Below are 25,702 nucleotides of genomic sequence, written 5' to 3' on the forward strand. Positions count from 1 at the left end.
GGAGTTATTCATGGCATCAGTCAACAAAGTCATCATCGTCGGCAATCTGGGCCGTGACCCGGAAATCCGCTACATGCCTAGCGGCGACGCGATCGCCAACATCGCCGTGGCCACTTCGTACAAATCGAAGGACCGCAACACGGGCGAACAAAAAGAATTGACAGAGTGGCACCGTATTTCGTTCTTCGGCCGCCTGGCGGAAATCGTCGGCCAATACCTGAAAAAAGGTTCGTCCGTCTACGTCGAAGGCCGCTTGCAAACCCGTAAATACACGGACAAGGACGGCGTCGAGAAGTACGCAACCGACATCATCGCGGAACAGATGCAAATGCTGGGCGGTCGTTCCGGCATGGGCGGCGACGCCGGCGGTGGCGATGACAGCTACGGCGGTGGCGGCGGCTACGAAGCCCCGGCCCCGCGCCAGGCGCCAGCCCCACGTCCAGCTCCAGCTCCGGCACCGGCACCACGCCCGGCACCGAAGCCAGCACCGAACTTCTCGGACATGGATGACGATATTCCATTCTAAATCCGCCGTTCTGACGCCCTGTGTCAGACAATAAAAAAGCCGGCTTCCTCAGTGAAGCCGGCTTTTTTTTATGCAACGGCGGTAGACAGCAATCCGGGGCGGACTGTCGAATTCCACAGCAAGAAGCGGGTGGCGGCGCTGGCCGGATGCTGGTCTGATGGGGGTGTTGACACCGCCGGAGAACAGCATGGATTTTCGCATCACGGGTTTGTCGCCCGAGCCTTTTCTACCCTTTTTTGCCTTATCCGATGCCGAATTGATGGCGCTCGGCATGCGGCGCCATGTGGTCGACCAAAAACCTGGCTTTCCTGACCGCATAGAAATGGTGGAAGCCGAACTGGGCGAAACCGTGCTGTTGCTCAATCATGTGTGCCAGCCCGCCATGACGCCATACCGGGCTTCCCACGCCATCTATGTGCGCGAGGGGGCTACGCAAGCGTACGATGCCGTCAATCAGGTGCCCGAATCGATGCGGCTGCGGCTGTTGTCGCTGCGCGCCTATGCTGCCGATGGCATGATGCTCGATGCCGAGGTGGTGGACGGCGCGGCCGTGGAAACCGTCATCGCGCAGTTATTCGGCCATCCGGACGTCAGTTATATTCACGTCCATAACGCCAAGCGGGGCTGTTATGCAGGCCGCATCGACCGCGTCGCGCCGTGAGATGAGCGTTGAGCGCGCCGGCCGTTCCCTGCTTAATCGCGCAAGCCCATCTCCAGGGTGTAGCTGGCCACCGCATTCCTGCGCGCCGCGTTGCGCATCAAATACACCTGCACCGTGTACTCGCCATCGGCTGGCAGCTTTGCCTGGAAAGTGTTGCCGTTGCTCGAACCGACGAACAGGGCGTCGTCCTGGCCGGCCTGGCGGATGTTGAAGTAATTCGATGATTGATTGGTCTTGAGCTTGACGCTGAGGGTCTGGCCGGCCTTGCCCGTCAGCGTGTATTCGGCCGTGGCGTAGCCCTTGATCTTGCCCGTGACGCGATGCGCGGCCTTGTTCGCCGTCAATGCCACGCTTTCCTTGTGGACGGGATCGGCGCTCCAGGCCGGTGTGCCAAAGGCGAGCGCTGCCAGCAGCAGGCTGGCGCGGATGGGCAGGTGGCGGTGCAGCATGCGTTTCTCCTTGAACGTGGTGCCAGCGTGCGCTGGCGATACCGTCCATCTTACGCCAGCTGCCGCCCTTTGCCAGTACGGCAGTGCGCGCATGGGGTGCGTGTATGGCGCGCGTAATGGCATGCTGCGGCGCGTTTTTTTCCACCTTTCTTGACCTGCGCGCTTTTTCCGGCCGCGCACGTTTCAAGAGGCGGCGGATTGAAAATTTCAGGTAGGCTGAAGCGTCTCTTCGATGCGAAACCGGCCGCAGGCGCCGCTGTGCCGGACCGGTTTTGCAGCTCTTCTTCCCTGTACTGAAAGGAACGCAATATGGGTATTTCCGGAAAAGTCGCGCTGGTCACGGGGGCCGCGCAAGGCATCGGCAAGGCTATCGCCTTGCGCCTGGCCAAGGATGGCGCCGATATCGCGCTCGTCGACCTGAACCAGGAGAAACTGGACCGCGCCGCCGCCGAAGTGCGCGCGCTGGGACGCCGCGCCGTCACCTGCATCGCCGACGTGTCGCAGCTGCACCAGGTGACCGAGGCGGTGGCGTTTGCCGAGAAGGAACTGGGCGGCTTCGACATCATCGTCAACAACGCCGGCATCGCGCAAGTGCAGCCGCTGCTCGACGTGACGCCGGAAGAAGTCGACTGCATCATGCGCATCAATGTGCAGGGCACCCTGTGGGGCATCCAGGCGGCAGCCAAGAGCTTCAAGGCGCGCCAGCAGAAAGGCAAGATCATCAATGCGTGCTCGATCGCCGGGCATGACGGTTTCGCCTTGCTGGGCGTGTATTCGGCCACCAAGTTTGCCGTGCGCGCACTGACGCAGGCGGCGGCCAAGGAACTGGCGGCCGACGGCATCACCGTCAATGCGTATTGCCCCGGCGTCGTCGGCACGGACATGTGGGTCGAGATCGACAAGCGCATGGCCGAGCTGACGGGCGCCGAGCTGGGCGCCACGTACAGGAAATACGTGGACGGCATCGCGCTGGGACGCGCCGAGACGCCCGACGATGTGGCCGGCCTTGTGTCCTTCCTGGCCGGGCCCGATGCCGATTACATGACGGGCCAGGCGCCATTGATCGATGGTGGCCTCGTGTACCGTTGATGGCTTGATCGCGCACAGGCAACGCATGAAAAACAGGCCGCGTCATGGTCGATGGCGCGGCCTGTTTGCGTTGGATCAAGGTTACATTGCAGTGTTAATTCACACTGACTTCCTTGCGGTTGTCGCGCGCGACCCGGTCAATCATCTTGTTGTACGGATCGACGCCCACGTCGAACGGTTTGTCCTTCACCGTGATGGTCAGCACCGGGTCGCTGCCCTGCAAGACGCGCTTGTCCGTGAACAAGACTTTTTCATCCTTTTCCTTGGCGCCGGGCGCGCGCGCGAAGATGGCGATTTCCACCGGCTCGTCGTAGGCGCGCAGGCTTTCCTTGCCCTTGCCATCCGATTCCAGTTTGGCCAGGTGCAATTGCACGGTGACATCCCATTGTCCATCCTTGCGCTGCACGGCCGTCGCCTGCGTCACGCGGTTGTCGTAGAAGACGATCTTCTCGAACAGGTCCGTGATCAGCGCCTGCTTGTCCTGCGGCGCTTCGGCGCGGATGTACGCGAGCAGTTCCGACGCGGTGGTGAACGGCGCCTGCTGGTAGCCCTTGTCTTGCAGATAGCGTTTCAGGGCACGGTTCAAGGCGGCTTCGCCGATCTCGTCGCGCAGGCGGTAGAACACCAGGCTGCCCTTGTTGTAGTGGATGTATTGCTGGCCTTCCACGCGCGCCAGCGGCTGTTCCTCGATGGCTTCGCCGCCGCGTCCGCTCAGATAGCGGTCCAGTTCATAGCGCAGGAAGCGGCGCATCTTGTCGCGTCCGTATTCCTTTTCCATCACCATCAGGGCCGAGTATTGCGCCAGCGATTCCATCAGCATGCTGGCACCCTGCACATTGGCGCCGATGACCTGGTGGCCCCACCACTGGTGCGCCATTTCATGCGCGGTGACGTAAAACACGTAGTCGATGTCGTCCTTGTCGCGCAAGTCGGCGATGAAGCCGATGCCTTCCGAATACGGAATCGTGTTGGCGAACGATTGCGCAAACGTCTGGTAGCCGGGGAACTCGAGGATGCGCACCTGCTTGTGCTGGTAGGGCGTGAACTCGGTGGTGTAGTAGTCGAGCGACTTATGCACGGACGTGATCATGCGCTCCGTGTTGTAGCCATGTTTCCTATCGAAATAAATTTCGATCGGCACGCCGCGCCAGTCGCCTTTTTTGACTTCCCAGCGGGCCGACAGATATGCAAAGAATGGCATCATCGGCTGGTCCATCTTGTAGCGGTAATAGCGGCGCCCATCCTGTTCCCAGCTTTTTTGCAGGTAGCCGGGTGCCAGGGCGATCTGATCGCCGCTGGTGGAGACCGTGGTGTCGAAATGGATCCAGTCCGCTTCGCCGCCGAAGACCGTGTTGCCATAGGCGGATGCGTCTTCCCGCTTGGCCATGCGCTGCGGCTCGCCCAGGCCCCGCTTGCGGCGCTCGTTGCGGTCTATCAACTCCATGTCCTGCACGTAGCCGAAGTGGGGGAAATAAGCCTGGTTGTTGAAGAAGCTGCCATTCAGGTTGACCTGGTTGGGCGCGCCGCTGTTGGTAAAGCCCCGGTGCGTGACGGCCACCGTGAAATCCAGCGGCAAGCTGGCGCCCGGCGCCAGGGGCTGGGCTAGCTTGAGGATGCTGAAACCGAGTTCCCTGTCGTCCAGTTCGACCCTGTGCGCGGGCAGGTTCAGCCACGCCGTCTGCAGTTCCGGATCGCGCTGGATGCGCAAGGTATCGAGCGCTTGGCCCGTCTTGTTTTGCAGCACGTAGTGACCCTTGATCAACACCTTGCGTTGCTCGGGATAGATATCCACGTCGGCCTGCACATCCGTGATCTTCGGCTGCGGCAAGTCCTTGTACTGCTTGTACAATTTTTCGTAGCGCGCCTGCTTGTCCATGGTGCGGTCCGACGTTTCGTATTGGTTCAGCACATTGGTGTTGTAGAAGATCCAGCCACCGGTGCCGGCCCAGCACAGCAGCACCAGGCCCAGCGCGGCGCCCGTACGGCCCCGCAGGCGCTGGCCGGCCAGGCGCAGGCGCGCGCGCCAGCCGGCGGACAGGCCGCGCACCCAGAATGCCTGCGCCAGCATGACGAGGGCCACGGTAAACAGGCTCCAGTACAGCGCGAACCAGGCCCAGCCGGTCAGGAAGTGGCCATAGCCGTTCATGTCCGAGTACTGGATCGCAGGCAAGCTGGCGAAGTTGTACAGCTTGTGTTCAAAGTGCAGCATGCCCAGCACGGCTTGCGCCACCATCAGCAGGATCACCAGCAGGTAGCCGATGAACTTGTTGTTGGCCAGCACTTGCAGGGTGAGCGCGCACAAGCCCATCAGCACGAAGGCGAGGGCGCCCAGCAGGGTGCCTTTCAGGTACAGCCCCAGTTCCACGGGGGCGCCGCCCTTGACGAGCTGGAAGCCGATGACCGCGATGACGCCCACCAGCAGATAGCCGCCGATGACGCCGAGCAAGGCCGTGCATTTGGCCAGCAGCGGCACCCAGTTGGGCACGGGCATGGCGTCGCTGACGTCGGCGATCCTTGCCTGCCGCTCCTTGAAGATCAGTTCGCCCGCGTAAAAGGTGACGATGATGATCAACAGGAAGCTGAAGCTGTTACTGATCTGTTGCAACATCAAATGCGTCATCGGATACACGGCCGTGCCGTACATATTCTTGCCGACATTTGCGCCGGCAATCAGGTTTGCCACGCCGAACAGCAGCATGACGAGGAAGGGCAAGCTCTTGAGGACGCCGGCCGCGTCAAAGCGCAGGATTTGCCACCATTGGCGCCAGGCCGTTGCGGCGGTAAACGCGGGGACGCTGCGCGGCAGCTGCGACGGCGCCGCGGCGAAGGCTGCGTCCGCTGATGCCTTGTGCTGGCCGAACAGGCGCTTGCCCGTGCCCGCGCGCTGCGGCTTGAAGAGCAGCACGGTGGCGGTAAACAGCACGGCGGCAATACCCAGCCACAACAGGCGGTTGGCCAGCAGGAAGCCGGACAGCGGCGGCAGGCCCGCATTCGCTTCGGCCGCCGTGAAGTAGCGCGTCATGCGGCCAAAGGCGCGGATGCCGAACGGGTCGAGCAGCACGGCGATCCACTCATTGTTGATGTCGCGCGTGAAGGCGCCCGCCGTGCCCCACAGCACGAAAAAGCCCAGCACGCCCACATACACGAGCAGCATCGAGCGCGTGGTGGCCGCCAGCAGCATCAGCAGGGCGCCGATGAAGAGCAGGTTCGGGATCACCAGGACGGCGAAGCTCCACGCATACGTGTGCAGCGCAAACGCGCCCACGCGCTGCGGGTCGACCCAGGGCATCAGGGGACCGAGCATGGTGCCGAAGGCGATGCAGACAAAGATCGCCAGGCAGGCGACAAAGCCGGCGCCGAAGCGGCCGAACAGGTAGTCCCACTTGCGCATGGGCGTGGCGAACAGCATGTCGGCCATGCCGAAGTCGCTGTCGCGCAGCACGGCGCCGGCGATGAAGACGGTGACGAGCAACATCGCCAGCAGGCTGAAGATCGCCAGCAGTTGCGCCACCACGGTGGGCGCATTGCGGTTGATGTTGCCGATGGCGCCGCCGATCTGGATCGAATCGCTGCTGGTGGCGCCAAAGGCCATCAGGGCCAGGATGACGGCAAATACCCACAGCAGCGGCTGTTTCAGCTGGTAGGCCAGGTCAAACTTGAAAAATTCCTTCCACATGGCGGCCCCTTACGCGGCAACTGCGGCCGGCGCAGCGGCGCCATGGCGGGCAGCGTTGTTCACGTGCAAGAAGTACACGTCTTCCAGCGTCGCGGCAAATGGCGTGAAGCCGCTGTCGGGCTGGCTCTCGGCAAACACATTGATCTGCGGCTTGCCGCCCACCAGGCGCGTCGACAGCACATTGTGCGACTGCTGGTATTGCGCCAGTTCATCCGTGGTGACGCTGCGGCGCCAGACCTTGTTGCGCAAGGTGTCGATGGCCGCCTGCGGCTCGCCCTGCACCAGCACTTCGCCCTTGACGATCATGGCCATGCGCGGGCACAGGTCCGTCACGTCGGCCACGATGTGCGTCGACAGGATCACCACCACCTGCTCGCCGATCTTCGCCAGCAGGTTCAGGAAGCGGTTGCGTTCTTCCGGGTCCAGGCCGGCCGTCGGTTCATCGACGATCACCAGGCGCGGCGCGCCCAGCAGCGCCTGGGCGATGCCGAAGCGCTGGCGCATGCCGCCCGAATACGTGCTCAGGTTGCGCTTGCGCGCTTCCCACAGATTGGTCTGCTGCAACAGGGCGTGCACGGCGTCCTTGCGCGCGCCCTTTTCCGTCAAGCCTTTCAGGACGGCAAAGTGGTTGAGCAGGGTTTCCGCGCTGACCTTCGGATACACGCCGAAATCCTGCGGCAGGTAGCCGAGCTGGCGGCGCAGTTCTGTCTTGTCCTTGAGCACGTCGAGGCCATCGAAATGGATGCTGCCGCTATCGGGATCTTGCAGCGTGGCGATGGTACGCATCAGCGAGGACTTGCCCGCGCCATTCGGTCCCAGCAAGCCGAACATTCCATTCGGAATGTCCAGGCTGACATTGTTGATGGCCTTGACGCCATTGGCATACGTTTTGTTCAGCTGTTTGATCGATAGCATGTGCAGCACTCTCCTGAGCTTGGGGTGAAAGCCGGCAGATGCATGTCTGCCGGTCTGTGCAAGGGGATCGCCCTTCTCGTCAACCGCGATGGCGGATGTTACTTAAAAACAATAATGTATCGTCAATTGGATAAAAAATAAGATGTTTGCGACAAGAGGCGACAATGCGGGGATGAAATGCGGGAGAGCCGGCATGAATGACGCGGAGCCAGGATCACGCAGCGCATGCGTGTGCTCCTGGCCTGGAGCGAGGCCGGTGGCGCGCCGGCCGGCGCTTACAGCGAGCAAGCGGGGCTGCGGCGATGGTGTGATTCTGTTGAAATGCCGGCGCCGGGGGACTGGCGCCGTGGCCGGATCAGGCGTGCCGCGCTGTCGTGCGGAAAGCGGCGGCTGAAGGGGTTAGAAGCGTACTTTCACATAGGCCGACGGTCCCGTCAGGCGCACGTTCAAGTCCGCGTCGCGTTCGCTGTCGCGGTGCAGCTTGATTTTCGAGATGCCATAGTCGGCGACGAAGCCGATGTTTTTGAATGGAAACCACTCGACGCCGATATTGCCGCCATAAATATGGCCGTTGATGCGCCCGCCATTTTTCTTGATGCCCGACGCTTCCGCATACATGCGCAAGTCCGGCGTGAAGGCGTGGCGCCAGCCCACTTCCAGCAGCGGCGCGAATGCGTGTTCGCCGATGGAATCGCGCGCCGTGGCCGTCTCGCCATTGACGACGCCGGTGGCCGTGCCGTTCAGGTTGGCATTATAGTAGGCGGCGCCCAGGCCGATGCCGAAGGTGTCGTTGCCGCTGCCGAGCCACCAGCGGTAGGACATCTTGGCCAGGTCCAGCTTCAGGTCGGCGTCCGCGGTGGCCGTGCCCGTGACGGGCTGGCCATTGATGGTGGTCTGGCCCGTCAGGGTGGGGGTGTAGGATTTGTCGTAGCGGTAGTAGTCGAATGCCAGGCCATGGCGGTCGCCGATCAGCAATTCGGCCTTGATGCGGGGTATCGTCGTGCGGCTGGGCTTCGATTCGGGCGCGTCGATGCGGCCAAACTCCGTGTCGGCACCGACATTGATGCGCGGATCGGCCGCGAAGGCGCCCACGGAAATGCTGACGCGGTCCAGGGTGGGCGACGGTTCCGCCCGCGCCGTGGCGGCGGCCGTGGCGACGCCCAATACGCCCAGCATCATGGCGCCGCGCAAGGCAAGGTGGTGCGGACGTGGGGGAGACAGGCGGGCGGACACGGACGTGGAAAACATGGATAACTCCTCAAGATAAAGTGAACACTGCCGCGACGCTGGGGCGGCCTGCATTGGACAGCAATGCAATGAGGAAATGGTAGCAATTGTTACTTTTAAATTACGTAGCCGCACGGCCCAAGTGGCCGTCGGACTTGTCCTACCGCAGGTAAGTCGCCTGTAAAGACTGGTTATGAGAGGAAGTAAGCGATGCAGGAAATCATGGAACTGGTCACGCCGCGGTTGCTGCTGCGGCAATGGCGCGACAGCGACCTGGCGCCGTTCGCGGCCCTGAATGCCGATCCCCGCGTGATGGAATTTTTTCCTTCCACGCTGTCGCGCGAGGCCAGCGATGCCATGGCGCGGCGCTGCGGCGACCTGATCGCGGGGCGGGGCTGGGGCTTATGGGCCGTGGCCTTGCGTGAAACCGATCGCTTCATCGGCATGACGGGGCTGCATATTCCCGACGCGCAATTGCCCTGTTCGCCGTGCGTGGAAATCGGCTGGCGCCTGGCCTTCGATTACTGGGGACAAGGTTACGCGCAGGAAGCGGCGCAGGCCGCCCTGCGGGCAGCTTACGAACGCTTGCAGCTGCCGGAAATCGTCTCGTTCACGGCCTTGCCGAATCGGCGCTCGAGCGCGCTGATGGCGCGCCTGGGCATGCGCCGCGAAGCCGCCACGTTCGAGCATCCGGCCCTGCCGCCAGGGCACGCATTGCGTACGCATTGCCTGTATCGCCTGACGCGCGCAGAATGGTGCGCAAGGGAGGGAGTTACGACATGAGAATCGCCGCCATATCCGATATCCACGGCAACCTGGACGCGCTTGACGCCGTGCTGGCCGACATCGCCCGGCGTGGCGTGGACGTGACCGTCAACCTCGGCGATATCGTCTCGGGCCATCTGCAGCCGCGCGCCACGGCGGCGCGCCTGATGGCGCTCGGCCTGCCGACCATCCGCGGCAACCACGAGCGCCAGCTGCTGGGCGATCCGGCCCGCATGGGCGTGTCGGACGCCTATGCGCGGGCACAACTGCTGCCGGAGCAACTCGCGTGGATAGACGCGCTGCCCGCCACCTTGCGCCTGCGCACAGACGTGCTGCTCGTGCATGGCACGCCAGGCAGCGACCTCGTGTACTTTCTCGACACCGTCACGCCGCAGGGCAGCCGCGCCGCCACGCCGGACGAGGTAGCCACGCGTGCCGGCGACACTGACGCGGCGCTGATCCTGTGCGGCCACACGCACATGCCGCGCCAGGTGCGCCTGGCCGATGGCCGGCTGATCGTCAATCCGGGCAGCGTGGGCTTGCAGGCCTACGACGACGACCATGGCTATCCGCACCTGATGCAGAACGGCACGCCGCACGCGCGCTATGCGATCGCCGAACAGGACGCGCATGGCGGCTGGACGGCGCAGTGGCACGCGGTGCAATATGACTGGGAAAAGGCGGCGCGGCTGGCGCTGGCCAACGGGCGGCCCGACTGGGTCAGGCCCTTGCGCACGGGCTTCGTCGGCGCCGCCTGAGATTGCTTAGCAGCTCGGCGCGCGCGTGACGGGCACGGGGACCAGCTCCGTCTTGCCTTCCCTGGCGATCACCTGGTTGATGCTGATGCTGCAGCGCTTGCCTTCCCACGAGAACGCGGCTTCGTAATCCTCGCCGGCGCGCGGCGTGAAGGTGATGTCGCCATGGCAGCTGGGCGATACCGTGTCATAGCGCACGCCGTTGGCCACGTAGAACGGCGAGACATCCTGGAAGCCCAGGCGCAGGCTGCTCGGCTTATCGGCGGGAACCTCATATTCGCGGAAATACGCTTTCGAGAAGAAGCCATCCTTGCGTGCCAGGTTTTGCGACGTTTCCGTCTCCGCCATGCCCAGGCTGACATTGCTGACAGTACCGATCAGGGAGCCGAAGGCGGAACCCATGCCGCCGCTGGCCTTTTCCACGCCATCGCTGAACATGCCGCGGATGCAGCTGCTGTCGCGGTAGAGGAAGGCGGTGGCGCCATTCTGGCCGAACAGGCGCAGGCGGCTGATGGCGGAGGTTGCCGGGGCCGCTGGTGCGCTGGCCGCTTCGGTGGAGACGGCGGGCGCTGCGGTGTTGACGGCGTCCTGGGCAAAACTGGCGGCGCAACATAACAGGGACAGCAGGAAAGCAGGTTTTTTCATTGGCTTCAGAAAATTATCAAAAAGAAACAATATATACCATATAGCAATATTATGTTGTTCTTTTGCATAGGCCTGCCGCCCCGCGTTCGCCTAGCGGAACTCTTCCGCCACCAGGTTGTACTTCTGCATCTTGTGATACAGCGTCTGTTTCGGCAAGCCCAGCACGCTGCTCACTTCGCTGACGTTGCCGGAATATGCGCGCAGTTCCTGTTCGATCAACGCGCGTTCGAAGCCATTGACTTGCTCGGCCAGCGACAGGGGACTGGCCTGGCCGCCTGCCAGCAGGCTCGACGCGCCACCGGCGATGCCGAGCACGAAGCGGTCGGCGATATTGCGCAGTTCGCGCACGTTGCCGGGCCAGGAATGCGCCATCAGGTTGCGCATCTGGGCGCTCGAGACGATGGGCGCGGCGCGGTTGTAGCGGGCCGCCGCGGCCAGCACGAAATGCTCGAACAGGATGGGAATGTCTTCGCGCCGTTCGCGCAGCGGCGGCAAATGCAGCACGATCAGGTTCAGGCGGTAGTACAGGTCGCTGCGGAATTTCTGCTGCTGCGACAAGTCTTCCAGGTCCAGCTTGGCCGCCGCGATGACGCGCACGTCGACGGGCGTGGGAATGTTCGAGCCCAGGCGTTCGATATAGCGCTCCTGCAGCACGCGCAGCAGTTTTACCTGCAGCGACAGGGGCAGGCTTTCGATTTCATCGAGGAAGAAGGTGCCGTGGTCCGCATGCTCGATCTTGCCCACCTGGCGCTTGGCCGCGCCCGTAAACGCGCCCGGCTCGTGGCCGAACACTTCGCTCTCGAAGATGCTTTCCGGTATCGCGCCGCAGTTGACGGCGACGAAGTTGTGCTTGCGGCGATGGCTGAAGTCATGCAGGCAGCGGGCCACCATTTCCTTGCCCGTGCCCGTGTCGCCATAGATCAGCACGTCCGCCGGTTCGTTGGCAACGTCGAGGATCAGGCGCCGTATGTCGCGCATCGCCACGGAATTGCCCAGCAGGCGCGCTTCGATGCCGCCGCCGTCCTCGAGCTGGCGGCGCAGGCTGTGCACTTCCAGCATCAGGCGCCGCGTTTCCAGCGCGCGCAGGATGACGTCGACCAGCTGGTCCGAGGAATACGGCTTTTCGATGAAATCGTAGGCGCCCGTGCGCATGGCGTGCACGGCCATCGTGATGTCGCCGTGGCCCGTGACGAGGATCACCGGCAGGTGCGGGTCGAGCGTTTTCACGGCTTGCAGCAGCTCGAGGCCGCTCATGCCGGGCAGGCGCACGTCGCTGACGACGATGCCGGGGAAATCCGGCGTCAGCAGTTTATAGGCCAGTTCGGCCGAGTGGAAGGCCAGCACGTCCAGGCCGGCCAGCTGCAGTGCCTGCTCGCTGCCTTCGCGTACGGTGGGGTCGTCCTCGACCAGCAAGACCTTCAAGCCGTCAAACATGTTTTTCCTCCTGCGTTGCAATCTGTAGTTCGATGGTGAAGATGGCGCCGCCGCCGGCGGCGTTTTCGGCGCGCAGCACGCCGCCGAACTGGCGCGTGATCTGTTCGGAAATGGCCAGGCCCAGGCCCAGTCCCAGCCCCTGCGGCTTGGTGGTGAAAAACGGTTCGAACAGGTGTTCGCACACTTCCGTCGACAGGCCAGGTCCCGTGTCGGCCACGTGGATCAGCACCTGTTCCCGCGTGCATTCGACGGACACGCGCAGGCTGCGCACGTCGCTGCCATTCATGGCGTCGAGCGCATTCGCATACAGATTCACCAGCACTTGCTCGAGGCGGTTGCTTTCGCACATGGCGAAGATGTCCTCGGGCGGCAGATGCAGGCTGAAACGCACATTTTCAACCTGCAGGCGGCGTTCGACGAGGAACAGCGCGTTGCTGATCGCCGTGGGGATCGAGACGGAGGTCAGGCTGGTCGTCGACTTGCGCGCAAAAATCTTCAATTGTCCCGTAATGGTCCCCATCCTGGCCGCAATTTGCGAGATCTTCGCCAGGTTGCGCCGCGCGTCGTCGAGCCGTCCGCGCTCGAGCAGGATGACGGCATTGTCGGACATGGTGCGCAGTGCCGTCAGCGGCTGGTTCAGCTCGTGCGTGATGCTGGCCGACATCTGCCCCAGCACGGCCATCTTGCCGGCCTGGAAAAGTTCGTTTTGCGTGATGTGCAGTTTTTGCTCGGCCTTGCTGCGCACCTCGATTTCCTGGCTCAGGCTTTGCGTCATGGCATTGAGTTCCGACGTGCGTTCCTCGACCATGGTTTCCAGGTTGTCGTAGGCGTGCTGCAAGTCTTCGCGGGCGCGCAATTTCTGCGCCACGGCCGCGCGCCGCTGGCGCAGGTAAAAGAACAGCAGCATGAAAAAGCCCAGCAGCACGCAGGAGAAGGCGGCCGCCGCGCGCGCGCTGGCCTTCGCCTGCGCCAGGTCGGACAGGTAAATGAAGGTCCAGTCGCGCGGCGACTTGAGTTTGATCTGTGTCATGACGCTGGAACTGGTCTTCGGCGGCGCGTCGGCCCGCTCCTGCTCGCGCACGCTGATGACGCGCGCGCCGTTGCCCAGCTGGCGGTCGGAGACGAAGGGAATCGCCGCCAGCTGCTTCGAGTAATACTGGCGTGTGCGGTTCAGTTCATCGACGATGGCAGGCGAGAGCGGGGCCAGCGTCTTGTATTTCCAGTCCGGCATGGAACTGAGGAAGATCACGCCATGCTCGTCGGCCAGCATGACCTTGTCCGCGCCCTGCACCCAGCGTTTTTCCAGGTTTTCCAGGTTCACCTTGACCGTCGCCAGGCCCAGCATGCGGCCATTCTGGTAAATGCCATGGGCGAAGAAATAGCCGGGTTCCAGCCGCGTCGTGCCGACGCCATAGAAGCGCCCCGGCGTGCCGCGCAGGGCGTCCTGGGCATACGGGCGGAAGGCGATATTGTCACCGATGAAACTGTCCGGCTGCTGCCAGTTGCTGGCGGCCCGCGTGTTGCCGTCGAGGTTGCTGATGAAGATGGTCGACGATTTTGCCTGGGCATTCATTTGCTCCAGGTAATGGTTGACCGTGTCGACGAGCACGGGGTCTTCCGGGTGCTGCAGCAGGCGGATGACGTCGCGGTTCAGCTCCAGCGTCTTGGGCAGGAAGTCGTATTTCTCCAGCGCATTTTCCAGGCTGCTGACATACACCTCGAGGCGCTGCGCGCCGCTCGCCTGCAGCTTGCCGATGGCGATGCGTTCGGTCCAGAAATACACGAGCCAGACGGTGGCCAGGCAGGCGGCCAGCACCACGCCCCAGGCCAGCGTTTCGCGGCCCGACCGTTGCGACAGGCGCTGGCGCCAGGAAAGAGGTGGTTTGCTGCTGCTATTCATAGTCTGGTGCCAACTTGCAAGAACCGACAGTATCGCATCTTGATGTGTCTCAACATAAAAAAAGCCGCCGGATGTGCATCCGGCGGCTCACGCTGTTATTTCACGGACCTCTCGACGTCCGACAAAATCGTCGCGGGCGGCAGTGAGTTGTGGCTGAGAAGCGCAACCGTACTCGAGTACGGTGAGCATCGCCGGCGCGCAAAGCGCGCCGCGCGGCAGATTTGGCCGACGTCCTTAGAACGTGTGGCGCATGCCCAAGTTGAAGCCGCTGTTGCCGGTGCCATTGTCGGTGGCGTTGCCGACGACGAAGGTGGCGCCGTTCTTGTTGCTGATGTGGCCATAACCGGTGTACAGGTCGCTGCGCTTGGACAGGGCGTAGTAGGCGCCGATGGCCCACTGCTGGGCGTCACGGTTCAGGTTGCTCTTGTCGTTGTGACGGATATACGACGCGACCAGCTTGGTGGCGCCGAACGGGGCGCTGAAGCCGACCAGGATGTCGTTGCTCTTGCTGTCGTCGAGGGCGCGGTTGTCCGCGTAGCCGAAGTTGCCTTGCAGGACGCCGAAGTCATAGCGCGCGGCCAGCAGGGTGTTGCGCGTTTGCTGTGTCGCCAGCGCATTTTCCTTGCGGTGATGCGTGAGCGTCACGTTCAGCGGGCCGTCGATGTAGTGCACGGCGCCGCCCATGCTGCGGTTTTTCGCATTGTCGCCCGCCACTTCGCCGAAACCGTAGGCCAGGTCGGCCGACAGGTGGCTCCAGCTTGGCGTGGTGTATTGCACCATGTTGTCGACGCGGATATTCGTTGCCATCAGGTTCGATGCCGTGCCGGCCAGGCCGATGACGAAGGGGTCGGCCACGTCGCGCAGGGCCAGGTAGTACGGCGAGTACTGGCGGCCCAGGGTGACGGCGCCGGCGCTGCCGGACAGGCCGACATACGCCTGGCGGCCGAACAGCAAGCCGCCCTGGCCCGAGGTGCCGGTATCGATATTGAAACCGCTTTCCAGCACGAAATTGGCGTACATGCCGCCGCCCAGGTCTTCCTTGCCCTTGAAGCCGATGCGCGAGCCGGAGGCGACGCCGGAAGCGACGCGGTTCAGGCGGTCGCCGGCCGCGTCCTTGTCGAACACCAGGCCGGCATCGGCCACGCCATAGATGGTCACGCTCGATTGGGCCAGCGCGCCGCCGGAAGCTGCGCCAAGGGCCAGCAGGGTAAACAGGACTTTTTTCATGAGAATCTCTCTAGTAAGGGGGATAACTACTGATCGCACTACCTGACTGCTTGTTACTCAACATTGAAAACAAATAAATGGCCCGCTTGTGGCGGGCCATGGCGCTATCAGGCCTTGCTAGCGTGGTCCGCTTCGCCCCAATGGCTTTCCGTATTCTGGTTGGCCGCGTTGGCGGCCGCCGCTTCTTCTTCCGTGGCCAGGCCACCTTCCCACTTGGCTACGACGGCCGTGGCGACGGCATTGCCGACCGCGTTGGTGGCCGAACGGCCCATGTCGAGGAACTGGTCGACGCCCATCAGCAGCAGCAGGCCCGCTTCCGGAATATTGAACTGGTTCAGGGTAGCGGCAATCACCACCAGCGAGGCGCGCGGCACGCCGGCCATGCCCTTCGAGGTCAGCATCAGCAGCAGCAGCATGGTGATCTGCGTGCCGATCGACAGGTCGATGCCGTAGGCCTGGGCGATGAACAGCACGGCGAAGGTGCAGTACATCATCGAGCCATCGAGGTTGAAGGAGTAGCCCATCGGCAGCACGAAGCTGGAAATCTTGCGGTCCACGCCGAACTGGTCGAGCGCTGTCAGCAGTTTTGGATAGGCCGCTTCCGAGCTGGCCGTCGAGAATGCCAGCAGGAACGGTTCGCGGATCAGGCCGACCAGCTTGAAGACGCGCGGACCGATGACGAGGAAGCCGGCGGCGATCAGCAGTGCCCACAGGCACATCAGGCCCAGGTAGAAACCGCCCATGAATTTGGCGAACGTGACCAGCACGCCCAGGCCGTGGGTGGTGATGACGGACGCCATGGCGGCAAACACGGCCAGCGGGGCCAGGTTCATGATGGTGCCGGTGATGCGCAGCATGACTTGCGCCAGCTGATCGACGACGGCCGTCAGGGTCTTGCCCGACTCGCCCAGGCCGGCCAGTGCGCCGCCAAAGAAGATGGAAAACACCAGCACTTGCAGGATTTCATTGTTGGCCATGGCCTCGATCGGCGATTTCGGCACCAGATGCGTGAAGAAATCCTTCAAGGTAAAGGCGGCCGTCTTCAAGTTAGTCGAGGCGTGGATATCCGGCAATGGCAAGCCCAGGTTGGTGCCGAGCTGCATCAGGTTCGACAGCACCATGCCCAGCGCCAGCGACACGAGCGAGGCGACGACGAACCAGCACATGGCTTTCAGGCCGATGCGGCCCGCCGTCTTGCCGTCGCCCATGTGGGCGATGCCGACCGTCAGCGTGGAGAACACCAGCAGCGCGATGATCATCTTGATCAGGCGCAGGAAGACGTCGGTGACGATGGAGATATTGCCAGCGATCTGGGCGCTGACTTTGGCATCAGGGAAGGCGGTGTTGCATCCATAGCCGACGGCGATGCCGAGGATCATGGCAATCAGGATGTACAGGGTTAATGGCCGTTTCTTTTTCATTTTGACTCCTCCAAATGAAGCGCCGCTGTGAGCGGATTATTGATAGCGAGCAACTCAAGCTTGGAGTCAATATTTCTCAAAAACAAGCCCTTGCATGCTGGCGATTATTTGCAGCAAAACCTGTACATAGCAAAGGATATGCCTGAAATGCTTTTTCGACAGAACCTTTCATAAGTTATTGATTTATAGAACTTATTTAAATTCAAGAATGTTGCTATATTGCCGCACTGCGCGAAATATTGGACGGGGGAGGCGATCGCTGTATGACTTTTCATACGCTAGTCGTGGCAGGGCGCCGTTGCGCGAAAAAGACAAGATTATCAGGACAATAAAAAAGCCCCTCCGAAGAGGGGCTGCTGTCGCGCGCAATACCTGTTCTGCCGACTCCGGTAAGCTGCAATATCTTGCTGCGATTTCCGACTTCTATACGCGGCGCTCTGCGGTGTTGCCCGCTGCTGGCAGCGGGCCCCTTGCAGAGCCTCCGCTTGTCATGATTTCACGAACATTACTCAGAACTTGATATTCGCCGTCAGGCTGAACGAACGCGGCTGGCTTGGCGTGTAGCGGAAGCCGGACTTGTTGATGGCCGCCACATAGGTCTTGTCGGCCAGGTTGTAGGCGTTCAGCTGCAGGTCGAGGTTCTTGTTGACCGGATACGTCGCCATGGCGTCGAAGACCCAGTAGGAGTCGACGCGTGCCGGCGTGCCGACGGCGCCATCGGTGCCGCGCAGCATTTCACCGACGTAACGGGCACCGCCGCCGATCTTCAGGCCGAACGGCAGGGTGTACGAAGTCCAGCTGGTGAACGCCTGCTTCGGCGTGTAGCTGAGGTTGTTGACGCCGCTGGCCGTGACGACCTTGCCCGACTCGACCTTGGTATTCATGCGCGTATAGCCTGCGCTGACCAGCCAGTTATGCATGATTTCGCCCACCACGCCCAGTTCCAGCCCTTCCACGCGTTTTTTACCGGTCTGGTAATAAATGGTGGGGATGACGGGATCCTGTTCCACTTCATTCTTGACGGTGGTCTGGTAGACGGCGGCCGAGAACGACAGTTTTTGCTTCAGGAAGTCCCACTTGGTGCCGATTTCCTTGGTGAGCGTTTCCTGCGGATCGTAGCTCGGGTTTTGCGCGCTGCTGGCGCCCGTGCTCAGGGCGAAGTTGACGCCCGGTGGCGCTTTCGACGTGGCCAGCAAGGCATACACGCTGCTGTCCGGCGTCGGTTTGTACATGGCCGAGATCTTGCCGTTGACCAAGGTATCGCTCAGGGTCAGGTGGGTGGGGATGGGCGTGCCCACTGGCAGCTTTTGCACCTGGCCCTGGGCCACGGCCGTTTGCAGCGTGACGGCGTCATACGTGGTGTTGAAATGGTCGAAACGCACGCCGCCGTTGAACAGCCACTTGTCGCCGAACTTGATGGTGTCGAACACATACAGGCTTTGCGTGTTGACTTCGCCTTCCGTGAAGGCGCCGCTGCGCACGGGGTTGTAGCCGGTGACGGGGTCGCGCGGGTTCGGATGGTACAGGTTCGCTGCCGGCAAGGTACCCAGGGTGGCTGGCACATAGCTGTAGTTGGTCTGCTTTTCGCTGGTGAACTCGGCGCCGGCCACCAGGGAGTGCTTGAGCACGCCCGTGTCGAATTGCGCGCTGACCACGGTCTGGTTGGTCAAGATCGTGTTTTCCTGGTCCTTCACGGTGCGCAGCGAGCGCGCCAGGGTCCAGGTCGCAGGGTTGTCTTTTACCGCCCCGTTCGTTTCCGTATTCAGGTTGGCGGTATTGGCCATGAAGGCCGTCAGCAGGTAGTCCTGCTTGGTCTTGCCGTAGCGCGTGGTGTTCTGGAGCTGCACGGTCGGCGAGAAATCATGGTCGATGCGCAAGGTGCCCATGTCGGCCTTGACCTTGTCGTAGTCCGAGGTGGAGCCGTAGAAATTCTTTGGATCGACCCTGGCGGCGCTGTTCAGGTAGGTACGGATGACCGGCTTCTCCTTCGTGGCGACGTCCGGCGTCGAATAGCCGGGCAAGCCGATGGTCGGCACGCCGCCGTCGGGCACGTTGTCCTGGTCGACGTGCAGGTAGCTGGCCGTGATGCGCGTCGGCTTGCCGATGCCGAAGGTGACGGTGGGGGCGAAGGCCCAGCGCTTGTTCGTGACTTCATCGCGCGCCGGGTTGCCGCTGTCCTGCGTCATCAGGTTCAGGCGCAATGCCGTGCCCGAATCGCTGTCGAGGACGCGGTTCCAGTCGGCCGTGGCGCGTTTCTGCTTGCCGCTGCCGGCCGTCAGCAGGGAATTGAATTTGTTTTCCATGGTGGCCGTCTTGCTGACCAGGTTGATCGAGCCTGTCGGCGAGCCGCGGCCGCTGTCCGTGCCCGCCGGGCCCTTCAGCACGTCGATCTGTTCGATGTTGAAGACGTCGCGCGAGATCGAGCCGACGTCGCGCACGCCATCGACATAGATGCTGCCCGACGAATCGAAGCCGCGCATGTAGACGGCGTCGCCCGTGTTCGTGTTGCCGTTTTCACCGAGGAAAAAAGTACCGACGCCCGGCGTGTTGCGCAGCGCTTCCGTCAGGGTCAGCGCGCCTTGCTGTTCGATCAATTCCTTCTTGATCACGACGATGGTTTGCGGCGTGTTGACCAGCTCTTCCGTGTATTTCGGCGACGAGGCTTTTTCGGCCTTGAAATCATTTTCCTTGGAACCCACGACCTTGACTTCGTTCAGGGTTTGCTGCGATGCCGGGACGCTCTGGCCGGCCGGGTCGGCAGCCTGGGCGGCAACGGGCAGCAGCATCACGGCCAGGGCGGCGCCGATATGCTGGTTGAAACGGGATTGGACGTGTTTGCGGCTCTTGATTGCCATCTTGCTCTCTCGATAAGGTCAGGGTAGTGGTTCCTGGCTGGCGCTGCGCACAGTGCTATTGCACGCGGGCAAGTGGCTGGCTGGGGAAACGGGTTGTGTGACATTGTAATAATTGGGCGCTATTTCGTAAATGAGAATCGTTATCAGTCTCGTTTACGCAACGAATTGAATGTGCCAGGAAAAAAACACTGTGATGCCGCATGAATGCTTGCTTTGCGGCCCAGCCGCTGCTATGCGCGCAGGCGTCCGGGAGCGGGAGTATGATGAGCAACCTTTACAAATTTCCGCCAAGCATGCTCCATACTCCCGACGCTTTTGTCCCCCTGATCGATGTGCCCGAACCGGCGCCCGCTGCCGCCCAGACGCTGACGTTTGTCTTTCATCGCGGGCGCGTGCTGCTGCGCACGCCGGAACTGGCCTTGCCGACGCAGGCCGAGGTGGCCGCGCTCGATATCGACCTGAGCCAGGCCCAGCCTGTGGGCGTGTGGCAGGGCCGTTATTGCCAGACCGTCTGGCGCGACGACGATGCCTTGCCCCTCGATGGCGGCGTGGCCTGGCATGGCTTGCGCTCGCTGTTCAATGCCGTCGACGATGGTTTCCTGGGCCTGGCCAGCCGCGCCGCGCAACTGGCCGAATGGGCGCGCACGCACCGTTATTGCGGCGTCTGCGCCACGCCCATGCAGCGCGCGCGCGGCGAGCGCTGCTTCCAATGCGCCGCCTGCGGCATGCTCGCGTATCCGCGCATTTCGCCGGCCATGATGGTGCTGATCCGCAAGGGCGAGCAGGTGCTGCTGGCCATGCACAGGCATTCGCCATCGCAGCGTTTCAGCCCGCTGGCCGGTTTCCTGGAAGCGGGCGAATCGATCGAGGAAGCCGTGCACCGCGAAGTGATGGAAGAGGTGGGGCTGCGCGTGCATAACTTGCAGTATTTCATGAGCCAATCGTGGCCATTTCCCCATTCGCTGATGATCGCGTTTACGGCCGATTACCTCGATGGCGACATTCGCCTGGACGAGGACGAGATCGCCGAGGCGCGCTGGTTCGGTCCCGGCGATGCGTGGCCGGAAGCGACGTCCAGCGTATCGATTTCCGCGTTGCTGGTGCGGGCCTACCGGCCGCCGGCGCCAGAGTAAAAGCAATGGCTGTCGGGGCAGCCTGTCACATTTTCTATATACTGGCGGCAATTGCAAATTTTAGGGTGTTTTAGCATGTCTCAAGAATTCTCCGAAAACGACTGGCGCCGGCTGATCAGCAGCTTTGGCGAAGACCCGCAGCGTCCTGGCTTGCTGGAAACGCCGGCGCGCGTGACCAAGGCCTGGAAGCACTGGACTTCCGGCTATGGCCAGGATCCGGTCGACTTGCTGAAGGCTTTTGAAGATGGTGCGGAACAGTACAACGAGCTGATCGTCGTGCGCGGCATCCCCGTCTACAGCCATTGCGAACATCACCTGGCGCCGTTCTTCGGCAAGGCCACCATCGGTTACGTGCCGAACGGCAAGATCGTCGGCCTGTCGAAATTGACGCGCCTCGTCGACTGCTTCTCCAAGCGCCTGCAAGTGCAGGAACGCATGACGATGCAGATCGCCAACGCGCTGATGGACGTGCTGGAACCGAAATCGGTGGGTGTGGTCGTACGCTGCCGCCACCTGTGCATGGAAAGCCGCGGCATCCGCACACCGGGCGAGGAAACCATCACCTCGGCCATGCTGGGCGAGATGCAGCCGAATCTGGCGCTGCGCACGGAATTCCTGGCGTTGGCGCGCGAAACCTGATTTTCGCCGAAGATGCATGAAGAAGGCGGCGCGATGCCGCCTTTTTTATTTCCCTTTTGATTCCCTTTCGGCCAGGTAGCGCGCCGGCGGCTTGCCCACGGCCTTGCGGAACATGGTGACAAAACCGCTGGTGTTTTCATAGCCGAGTTCCAGCGCCACCGCTTTCACGCTGTGTCCCACCGCCAGGCGCTGCAGGGCCACGATGACGTGCAGTTGCCGGCGCCAGCGGCCCACGCTCATGCCGATCTCTTCCAACGCCTGCCGGGTCATGCTGCGCTCGCTCATGCCGATGCGTTTGGCCCATTCGGCCAAGGTGCTCTTGTCGGCCGGCTGCGCCAGCAGCAGGGCGGCCAGGCGGCGCAGGCGCGCATCGCGCGGCATCGGCAGGTGCAAGTCTTCCACGGGGGCGGCCGCCAATTCATCGAGCAGGGTGGCCACCAGGCGTTCCTGCGCGCCATGCAGCGCATACAGGGTGGGAAAGCCGGCCGCCTTGGCGATCAGTTCGCGCAGCAGCGGCGAGACGGCCAGGGTACAGCAGACGGCGGGCAAGGCGGGCGCCATGGCCGGCTCGACAAACAGGCAATAGCACTCGGCCTCGCCCACGCCCTGTGCCGCATGCATCAGGCCGCCCGGTATCCACACGGCGCACTGGGGCGGCACGATCCATACCCCGCTGTCTACCTCGCAATGGATGACGCCGCGCGTGGCGTACAGCAGCTGTCCCTTGCGGTGCTGGTGCGGCGCCTGCTCCCATTCCTCGCGCACGCTGGCCAGGCCCACGGCCAGCAGCGGACGCAGCACGCCATCGACGTCGAAATCCATGAGGGAGGCGGTGGCGTCAAGGCCCAGCTGGGCGGAGAGCATGCTGGGCAGGAGGGGATGGGGCATGGCAGGGGCTTTGGCTGGATTGAATAATATTGTGGCTATTTTATGCAATGACGTCCGACCGCGCCACCGGTATCGTGTGCTGATCCGCAGCCCCGCTTCAACGGCAACCGCCGCCGCCAGTGTTCTGATGAAGGTAAGGAGGAACGGCAACCCCCATTGAAGGAGTCATCACCATGCAGCTTGATCTGTCCACTTTCCCCCTCGTCTGGATGCGCCGCGCGGCAGCGCCCGCCCAACCCGATATCCTGTTCGCCCAGTTCGATGCGCTGCTGGCGCGCCGGCAAGCATTTGTCATCCTCAGCGAGGAAGGCTTTGACGAGGATGGGCATGAACACCCGCAGGAGGAGCGCAAGCGGGCTGCACTGTGGATGAAACAGAACAAGGCGGCCATCCGCGCCTACATCCAGGGCATGGTGCTGGTCGAACCGAGCGCGGCCAAGCGTCTGGCCGGCAAGGCCTTCGCCGTGATGTTCGGCAAGTTCTGGGGCTATCCCCTGCATTTCGGCACCAGCCGCGACGACGCGCTCGACATCGCCCAGCATTTGCTCAAGGCGTGGCTGCCGCCAAGGGAGGGCTGACAAACTCAAGAGCACCTGACAAAACCGTAGCGAGCGGCAGTGATTTGTGGCTCAGAAGCGCAACCCTACTTCTAGTACGGTGAGCATCGCAGGCCGCAAAGCGCGCCGCGCAGTAGGTTTGGTCAGGTGTTTTAGTAGCGGTAGTCGGTGATGAAATGCTTGGTGAAGTTGTACTTGCTGCCGCCATCGAGCAAGTCGACCAGGCGCTTCGGTGCCGAGGCCGACATGAAGGCGTCGGCCGCGCCGCCCGTGCTGCGGAATTTCATGCCGGGGCTGAGGATCTGGTTGGCGCCGATTTTCAGGTGCTGAAAGCTCTTCGTCTTCTCGTTGTTGAGGATGAAGTGCAATTCCTGCTTGAAGGTGAGGAAGGGAATCTTCAACCACCAGCCCTCGTCCGTGCCATAGCTGGCGACGCTGGCAAAGTGCGTGTTCTTGTCCGTCAGGGTGGGCTTGCCCAGGCGGTCATTGATGCGTTTCATGGCTTCATTCTTGGTCATGCTGTTCTTTCGTGATTCGATCTATCCGGCGTGCATTCTGACACAGGCGCGCCGCCGCGTGCCGCGTATCGCCTCACAGCAGCAAAATCAGCGAGCCGAGCACGATCAAGCCGCCACCGATGGCCGCCTTCAGGGTGAACGGCTCGCCCAGCACGAGCCAGCCGGCCAGCATCACCAGCGCCACGCTGAGCTTGTCGACGGGCGCCACCAGCGAGACGGGGCCCAGTTGCAGCGCGCGGAAATAGCAGAGCCACGACAGGCCCGTGGCGACCCCCGACGCGATCAGGCACGTCCAGCCCACCCAGTTGCCGCCGCCCGGGCGCTGCCATTCCGAGCGCAGCGAGATGATGGCCGCCGTTACCAGCAGGATGACGCCCGTGCGTATCAGGGTGGCCATGTTGCTGTTCATCTCAGCGACGCCCAGCTTGCCCAGGATGGCCGTCATGGCCGCGAACACGGCCGACAGGATGGCAAAGCCTTGCCAGGTCAAGGTAGTCGACATGCTGCTCCTTGTGCAGTGGGGAAGGTGCTGTGACTGTAGCGGAAAAGAGCGGCGGGCGCTTGCCGCAGTTTTATTGCGATGCAACATGTCTTGTCGCATCGCATTAACAACACTGCGCTAAAAATTGCTGTATGGCATTGTAAATATCGGTAGTTCAAGCGTATGCTGGAGTCGTCTGAACGGTGCCGCCAGAGCACCGTCGCCGCCGCATTCCTGGCCGCAGAGCTGGAAGCGGGCACGCCCCCTTCGCCGCACACACAGTTGGAGACACCGCATGAAGAAATTGACGTTCCAGCAGAAGTTATGGATTCCCCTGATTTGCAGCTTGCTGTGCATTACGGTTATTTTTGTGTACAACGCCCTGGAGATCCGCAAGATCCGTATCGAGGAGCGTAGCGCCGACTTGAGCAATGCCGCCGACCTGGGCCTGGGCGCCGTGAAGATGTTCGGCGAGCTGGCCGCCAGCGGCGCGCTGAGCAAGGAAGAGGCGCAGAAGCAGGCCACCGCCGTCATCAAGAGCATGCGTTTCGGCGACACCGGTTATTTGTCCATCATCAACCTCGATGCCGTGGTGGTGATGAATCCCGCCGCGCCGCAAACGAATGGCAAGAACATGTCGGACTTCAAGGATGCCAACGGCACCTATCTGTACCGCGACATCGTCGCCGTCGGCAAGAGCGATGCGGGCAAGGGTTTCGTCCACTATTATTTCCCCCGTCCCGGACAGAAAACCCCGGAACCGAAGATGAGCCGCGTGGTGGCCTACAAGCCGTGGGCCTGGACCCTCGTCGTGGGCGTGTACATGGACGACATCGACGCCGCCTTCCGCCAGTCGCTGCTCACTTCGCTGGGCGTGCTGCTGCTGGTGTGCGCGCTGCTGGCGGCCGTCGTCGTGGTCATCAACCGCAGCCTGCGCCATGCGCTGGGCGGCGACCCGGAATATGCGGCCGAAGTGGCGGAAAAGATCGCCAACAACGACTTGAGCGGCAGCGTGCGCACGCATGCCAGCGACCGCCACAGCGTGCTGTACGCGATGAAGACCATGCAGGCCAACCTGGTCGATGCGATCAGCGAAATCCGCCACAGCGCCGAAACCATCGCCACGGCGTCGAGCGAGATTGCCAGCGGCAATATGGACTTGTCGGCGCGCACGGAAATGCAGGCCAGTTCGCTGGAAGAGACGGCCGCCTCGATGGAGGAGCTGACGTCGACCGTGTCGCAAAACACGGGCAACGCCGTGCAGGCCAATGAGCTGGCGCAGTCGGCCTCGAAAGTGGCGCGCCAGGGCGGCGCCGTGGTGGCGCAAGTGATCGGCACCATGGATACCATCAACGCGTCGTCGCGCAAGATCGTCGACATCATCGGCGTCATCGACGGCATCGCCTTCCAGACGAATATCCTCGCCCTGAACGCGGCCGTGGAAGCGGCGCGCGCCGGCGAGCAGGGGCGCGGCTTCGCCGTCGTTGCCTCGGAAGTGCGCAACCTGGCCCAGCGCTCGGCGAGCGCGGCCAAGGAAATCAAGGAACTGATCGGCGCTTCCGTCGACAGCATCGCGGCCGGCAGCACGCTCGTCGCACAGGCGGGCACGACCATGGATCAGGTGGTGGCCAGCGTCTCGCGCGTGACCGACATCATGGCCGACATCACGGCCGCCTCGCATGAGCAAAGCACGGGCATCGGCCACGTCAACCAGGCGATCACGGAGATGGATAGCGTGACGCAGCAAAATGCGGCCCTCGTGGAAGAGGCGGCGGCGGCGGCGTCCAGCATGCAGGACCAGGCGGCCGTGCTGGCGCAGCTGGTGGCGCGCTTCAAACTGTCGGCGCAGGAACAGGGGACGGCGCCGCGTCTGGCCGCTACTGCCGCCGCGCCGCGCACCGTGGCGAAAAAGCCGCTGCGCAGCCTGGCGGCGCGCTAAGG

Annotated in this window: 22 protein-coding genes; 9 read left to right on the forward strand and 13 right to left on the reverse strand. The window is 62.7% G+C overall.

All coding sequences use genetic code 11. From position 1 onward, the window contains the following. Nucleotides 1–10: 10 nt before the first annotated feature. Together ssb and AC1RDJ_RS24765 are read left to right on the forward strand one after the other, a co-directional pair. Nucleotides 11–526 (forward strand): single-stranded DNA-binding protein, encoded by a 516-nt coding sequence (ssb, locus tag AC1RDJ_RS24760; RefSeq protein ID WP_493029005.1) that lies wholly within the window; start codon nucleotides 11–13, stop codon nucleotides 524–526. A 187-nt stretch (nucleotides 527–713) separates the two neighbouring features. Next, a complete protein-coding gene (locus AC1RDJ_RS24765; RefSeq protein ID WP_493029006.1) occupies nucleotides 714–1,187 on the forward strand; it encodes a DUF1203 domain-containing protein in 474 nt (157 codons plus the stop codon). A 32-nt stretch (nucleotides 1,188–1,219) separates the two neighbouring features. On the opposite strand, the gene AC1RDJ_RS24770 is transcribed toward AC1RDJ_RS24765, so the two are convergent. After that, entirely contained in the window at nucleotides 1,220–1,636 is a 417-nt protein-coding gene (locus AC1RDJ_RS24770; RefSeq protein WP_071326111.1) for a hypothetical protein, read from the reverse strand. A gap of 309 nt (nucleotides 1,637–1,945) precedes the next feature. Here AC1RDJ_RS24770 and AC1RDJ_RS24775 point away from each other — a divergent pair, with 309 nt between their 5' ends. Then, a complete protein-coding gene (locus AC1RDJ_RS24775; RefSeq protein WP_493029007.1) occupies nucleotides 1,946–2,725 on the forward strand; it encodes an acetoin reductase in 780 nt (259 codons plus the stop codon). A 94-nt stretch (nucleotides 2,726–2,819) separates the two neighbouring features. On the opposite strand, the gene AC1RDJ_RS24780 is transcribed toward AC1RDJ_RS24775, so the two are convergent. The 3 genes from AC1RDJ_RS24780 to AC1RDJ_RS24790 form a co-directional block, all read right to left on the reverse strand. Further along, on the reverse strand, nucleotides 2,820–6,401 hold the full coding sequence (locus AC1RDJ_RS24780) for an ABC transporter permease/M1 family aminopeptidase (RefSeq protein WP_493029008.1): 3,582 nt from the start codon (nucleotides 6,399–6,401) through the stop codon (nucleotides 2,820–2,822). Between the two features lie 9 nt (nucleotides 6,402–6,410). Continuing rightward, nucleotides 6,411–7,316: an ABC transporter ATP-binding protein gene (locus AC1RDJ_RS24785; protein WP_071326114.1), complete on the reverse strand. Its 906-nt coding sequence runs from the start codon at nucleotides 7,314–7,316 to the stop codon at nucleotides 6,411–6,413. Nucleotides 7,317–7,715: 399 nt separating this feature from the next. Then, nucleotides 7,716–8,564, reverse strand: coding sequence for a hypothetical protein (locus tag AC1RDJ_RS24790; protein WP_289889621.1), 849 nt, complete (start codon nucleotides 8,562–8,564; stop codon nucleotides 7,716–7,718). A gap of 189 nt (nucleotides 8,565–8,753) precedes the next feature. Between AC1RDJ_RS24790 and AC1RDJ_RS24795 the strand changes: the two genes are divergently transcribed. Together AC1RDJ_RS24795 and AC1RDJ_RS24800 are read left to right on the forward strand one after the other, a co-directional pair. Further along, nucleotides 8,754–9,326 (forward strand): GNAT family N-acetyltransferase, encoded by a 573-nt coding sequence (locus tag AC1RDJ_RS24795; RefSeq protein WP_493029009.1) that lies wholly within the window; start codon nucleotides 8,754–8,756, stop codon nucleotides 9,324–9,326. Continuing rightward, a complete protein-coding gene (locus AC1RDJ_RS24800) occupies nucleotides 9,323–10,066 on the forward strand; it encodes a metallophosphoesterase family protein (RefSeq protein ID WP_071326116.1) in 744 nt (247 codons plus the stop codon). Before AC1RDJ_RS24795 ends, AC1RDJ_RS24800 begins: the two co-directional genes overlap by 4 nt. 6 nt (nucleotides 10,067–10,072) lie before the next feature. Here the strand turns inward: AC1RDJ_RS24800 and AC1RDJ_RS24805 are convergent, their stop codons facing one another. From AC1RDJ_RS24805 to AC1RDJ_RS24830, 6 genes are all read right to left on the reverse strand, one after another. Continuing rightward, nucleotides 10,073–10,708, reverse strand: a complete 636-nt coding sequence (locus AC1RDJ_RS24805; protein WP_493029010.1) for a hypothetical protein — start codon at nucleotides 10,706–10,708, stop codon at nucleotides 10,073–10,075. 90 nt (nucleotides 10,709–10,798) lie between these two features. Further along, nucleotides 10,799–12,142 (reverse strand): sigma-54-dependent transcriptional regulator, encoded by a 1,344-nt coding sequence (locus AC1RDJ_RS24810; protein ID WP_071326118.1) that lies wholly within the window; start codon nucleotides 12,140–12,142, stop codon nucleotides 10,799–10,801. Continuing rightward, nucleotides 12,135–14,042 (reverse strand): sensor histidine kinase, encoded by a 1,908-nt coding sequence (locus tag AC1RDJ_RS24815; RefSeq protein ID WP_071326119.1) that lies wholly within the window; start codon nucleotides 14,040–14,042, stop codon nucleotides 12,135–12,137. Before AC1RDJ_RS24815 ends, AC1RDJ_RS24810 begins: the two co-directional genes overlap by 8 nt. Nucleotides 14,043–14,276: 234 nt before the next feature. Beyond that, on the reverse strand, nucleotides 14,277–15,269 hold the full coding sequence (locus AC1RDJ_RS24820; RefSeq protein WP_493029011.1) for a porin: 993 nt from the start codon (nucleotides 15,267–15,269) through the stop codon (nucleotides 14,277–14,279). A 107-nt stretch (nucleotides 15,270–15,376) separates the two neighbouring features. After that, nucleotides 15,377–16,690 (reverse strand): dicarboxylate/amino acid:cation symporter, encoded by a 1,314-nt coding sequence (locus AC1RDJ_RS24825; protein ID WP_071326121.1) that lies wholly within the window; start codon nucleotides 16,688–16,690, stop codon nucleotides 15,377–15,379. A gap of 509 nt (nucleotides 16,691–17,199) precedes the next feature. Further along, the gene (locus tag AC1RDJ_RS24830; RefSeq protein ID WP_493029012.1) at nucleotides 17,200–19,545 is read right to left on the reverse strand and encodes a catecholate siderophore receptor Fiu; all 2,346 of its coding nucleotides are present in this window, start codon (nucleotides 19,543–19,545) and stop codon (nucleotides 17,200–17,202) included. A 293-nt stretch (nucleotides 19,546–19,838) separates the two neighbouring features. Between AC1RDJ_RS24830 and nudC the strand changes: the two genes are divergently transcribed. Beyond that, on the forward strand, nucleotides 19,839–20,678 hold the full coding sequence (gene nudC / locus AC1RDJ_RS24835) for an NAD(+) diphosphatase (RefSeq protein ID WP_493029013.1): 840 nt from the start codon (nucleotides 19,839–19,841) through the stop codon (nucleotides 20,676–20,678). A 75-nt stretch (nucleotides 20,679–20,753) separates the two neighbouring features. After that, a complete protein-coding gene (folE, locus tag AC1RDJ_RS24840) occupies nucleotides 20,754–21,317 on the forward strand; it encodes a GTP cyclohydrolase I FolE (RefSeq protein ID WP_071326123.1) in 564 nt (187 codons plus the stop codon). Between the two features lie 45 nt (nucleotides 21,318–21,362). On the opposite strand, the gene AC1RDJ_RS24845 is transcribed toward folE, so the two are convergent. Continuing rightward, nucleotides 21,363–22,181: an AraC family transcriptional regulator gene (locus AC1RDJ_RS24845; RefSeq protein WP_071326798.1), complete on the reverse strand. Its 819-nt coding sequence runs from the start codon at nucleotides 22,179–22,181 to the stop codon at nucleotides 21,363–21,365. 197 nt (nucleotides 22,182–22,378) lie between these two features. On the opposite strand from AC1RDJ_RS24845, the gene AC1RDJ_RS24850 reads away from it, so the two are divergent. Beyond that, complete coding sequence (locus AC1RDJ_RS24850) at nucleotides 22,379–22,783, forward strand: hypothetical protein (RefSeq protein WP_071326124.1); 405 nt, start codon at nucleotides 22,379–22,381, stop codon at nucleotides 22,781–22,783. Between the two features lie 131 nt (nucleotides 22,784–22,914). Here AC1RDJ_RS24850 and AC1RDJ_RS24855 read toward each other — a convergent pair whose 3' ends face one another. Beyond that, nucleotides 22,915–23,280 carry a hypothetical protein gene (locus tag AC1RDJ_RS24855; protein WP_493029014.1) on the reverse strand — a complete coding sequence of 122 codons (366 nt, stop codon included), beginning with the start codon at nucleotides 23,278–23,280 and terminating at the stop codon, nucleotides 22,915–22,917. A 73-nt stretch (nucleotides 23,281–23,353) separates the two neighbouring features. Continuing rightward, entirely contained in the window at nucleotides 23,354–23,782 is a 429-nt protein-coding gene (locus AC1RDJ_RS24860; protein WP_071326125.1) for an EamA family transporter, read from the reverse strand. Between the two features lie 274 nt (nucleotides 23,783–24,056). Here AC1RDJ_RS24860 and AC1RDJ_RS24865 point away from each other — a divergent pair, with 274 nt between their 5' ends. Further along, a complete protein-coding gene (locus tag AC1RDJ_RS24865; RefSeq protein WP_493029015.1) occupies nucleotides 24,057–25,700 on the forward strand; it encodes a methyl-accepting chemotaxis protein in 1,644 nt (547 codons plus the stop codon). Nucleotides 25,701–25,702 lie beyond the last annotated feature (2 nt).

Source organism: Janthinobacterium sp. GW822-FHT07H10 (assembly GCF_058798675.1).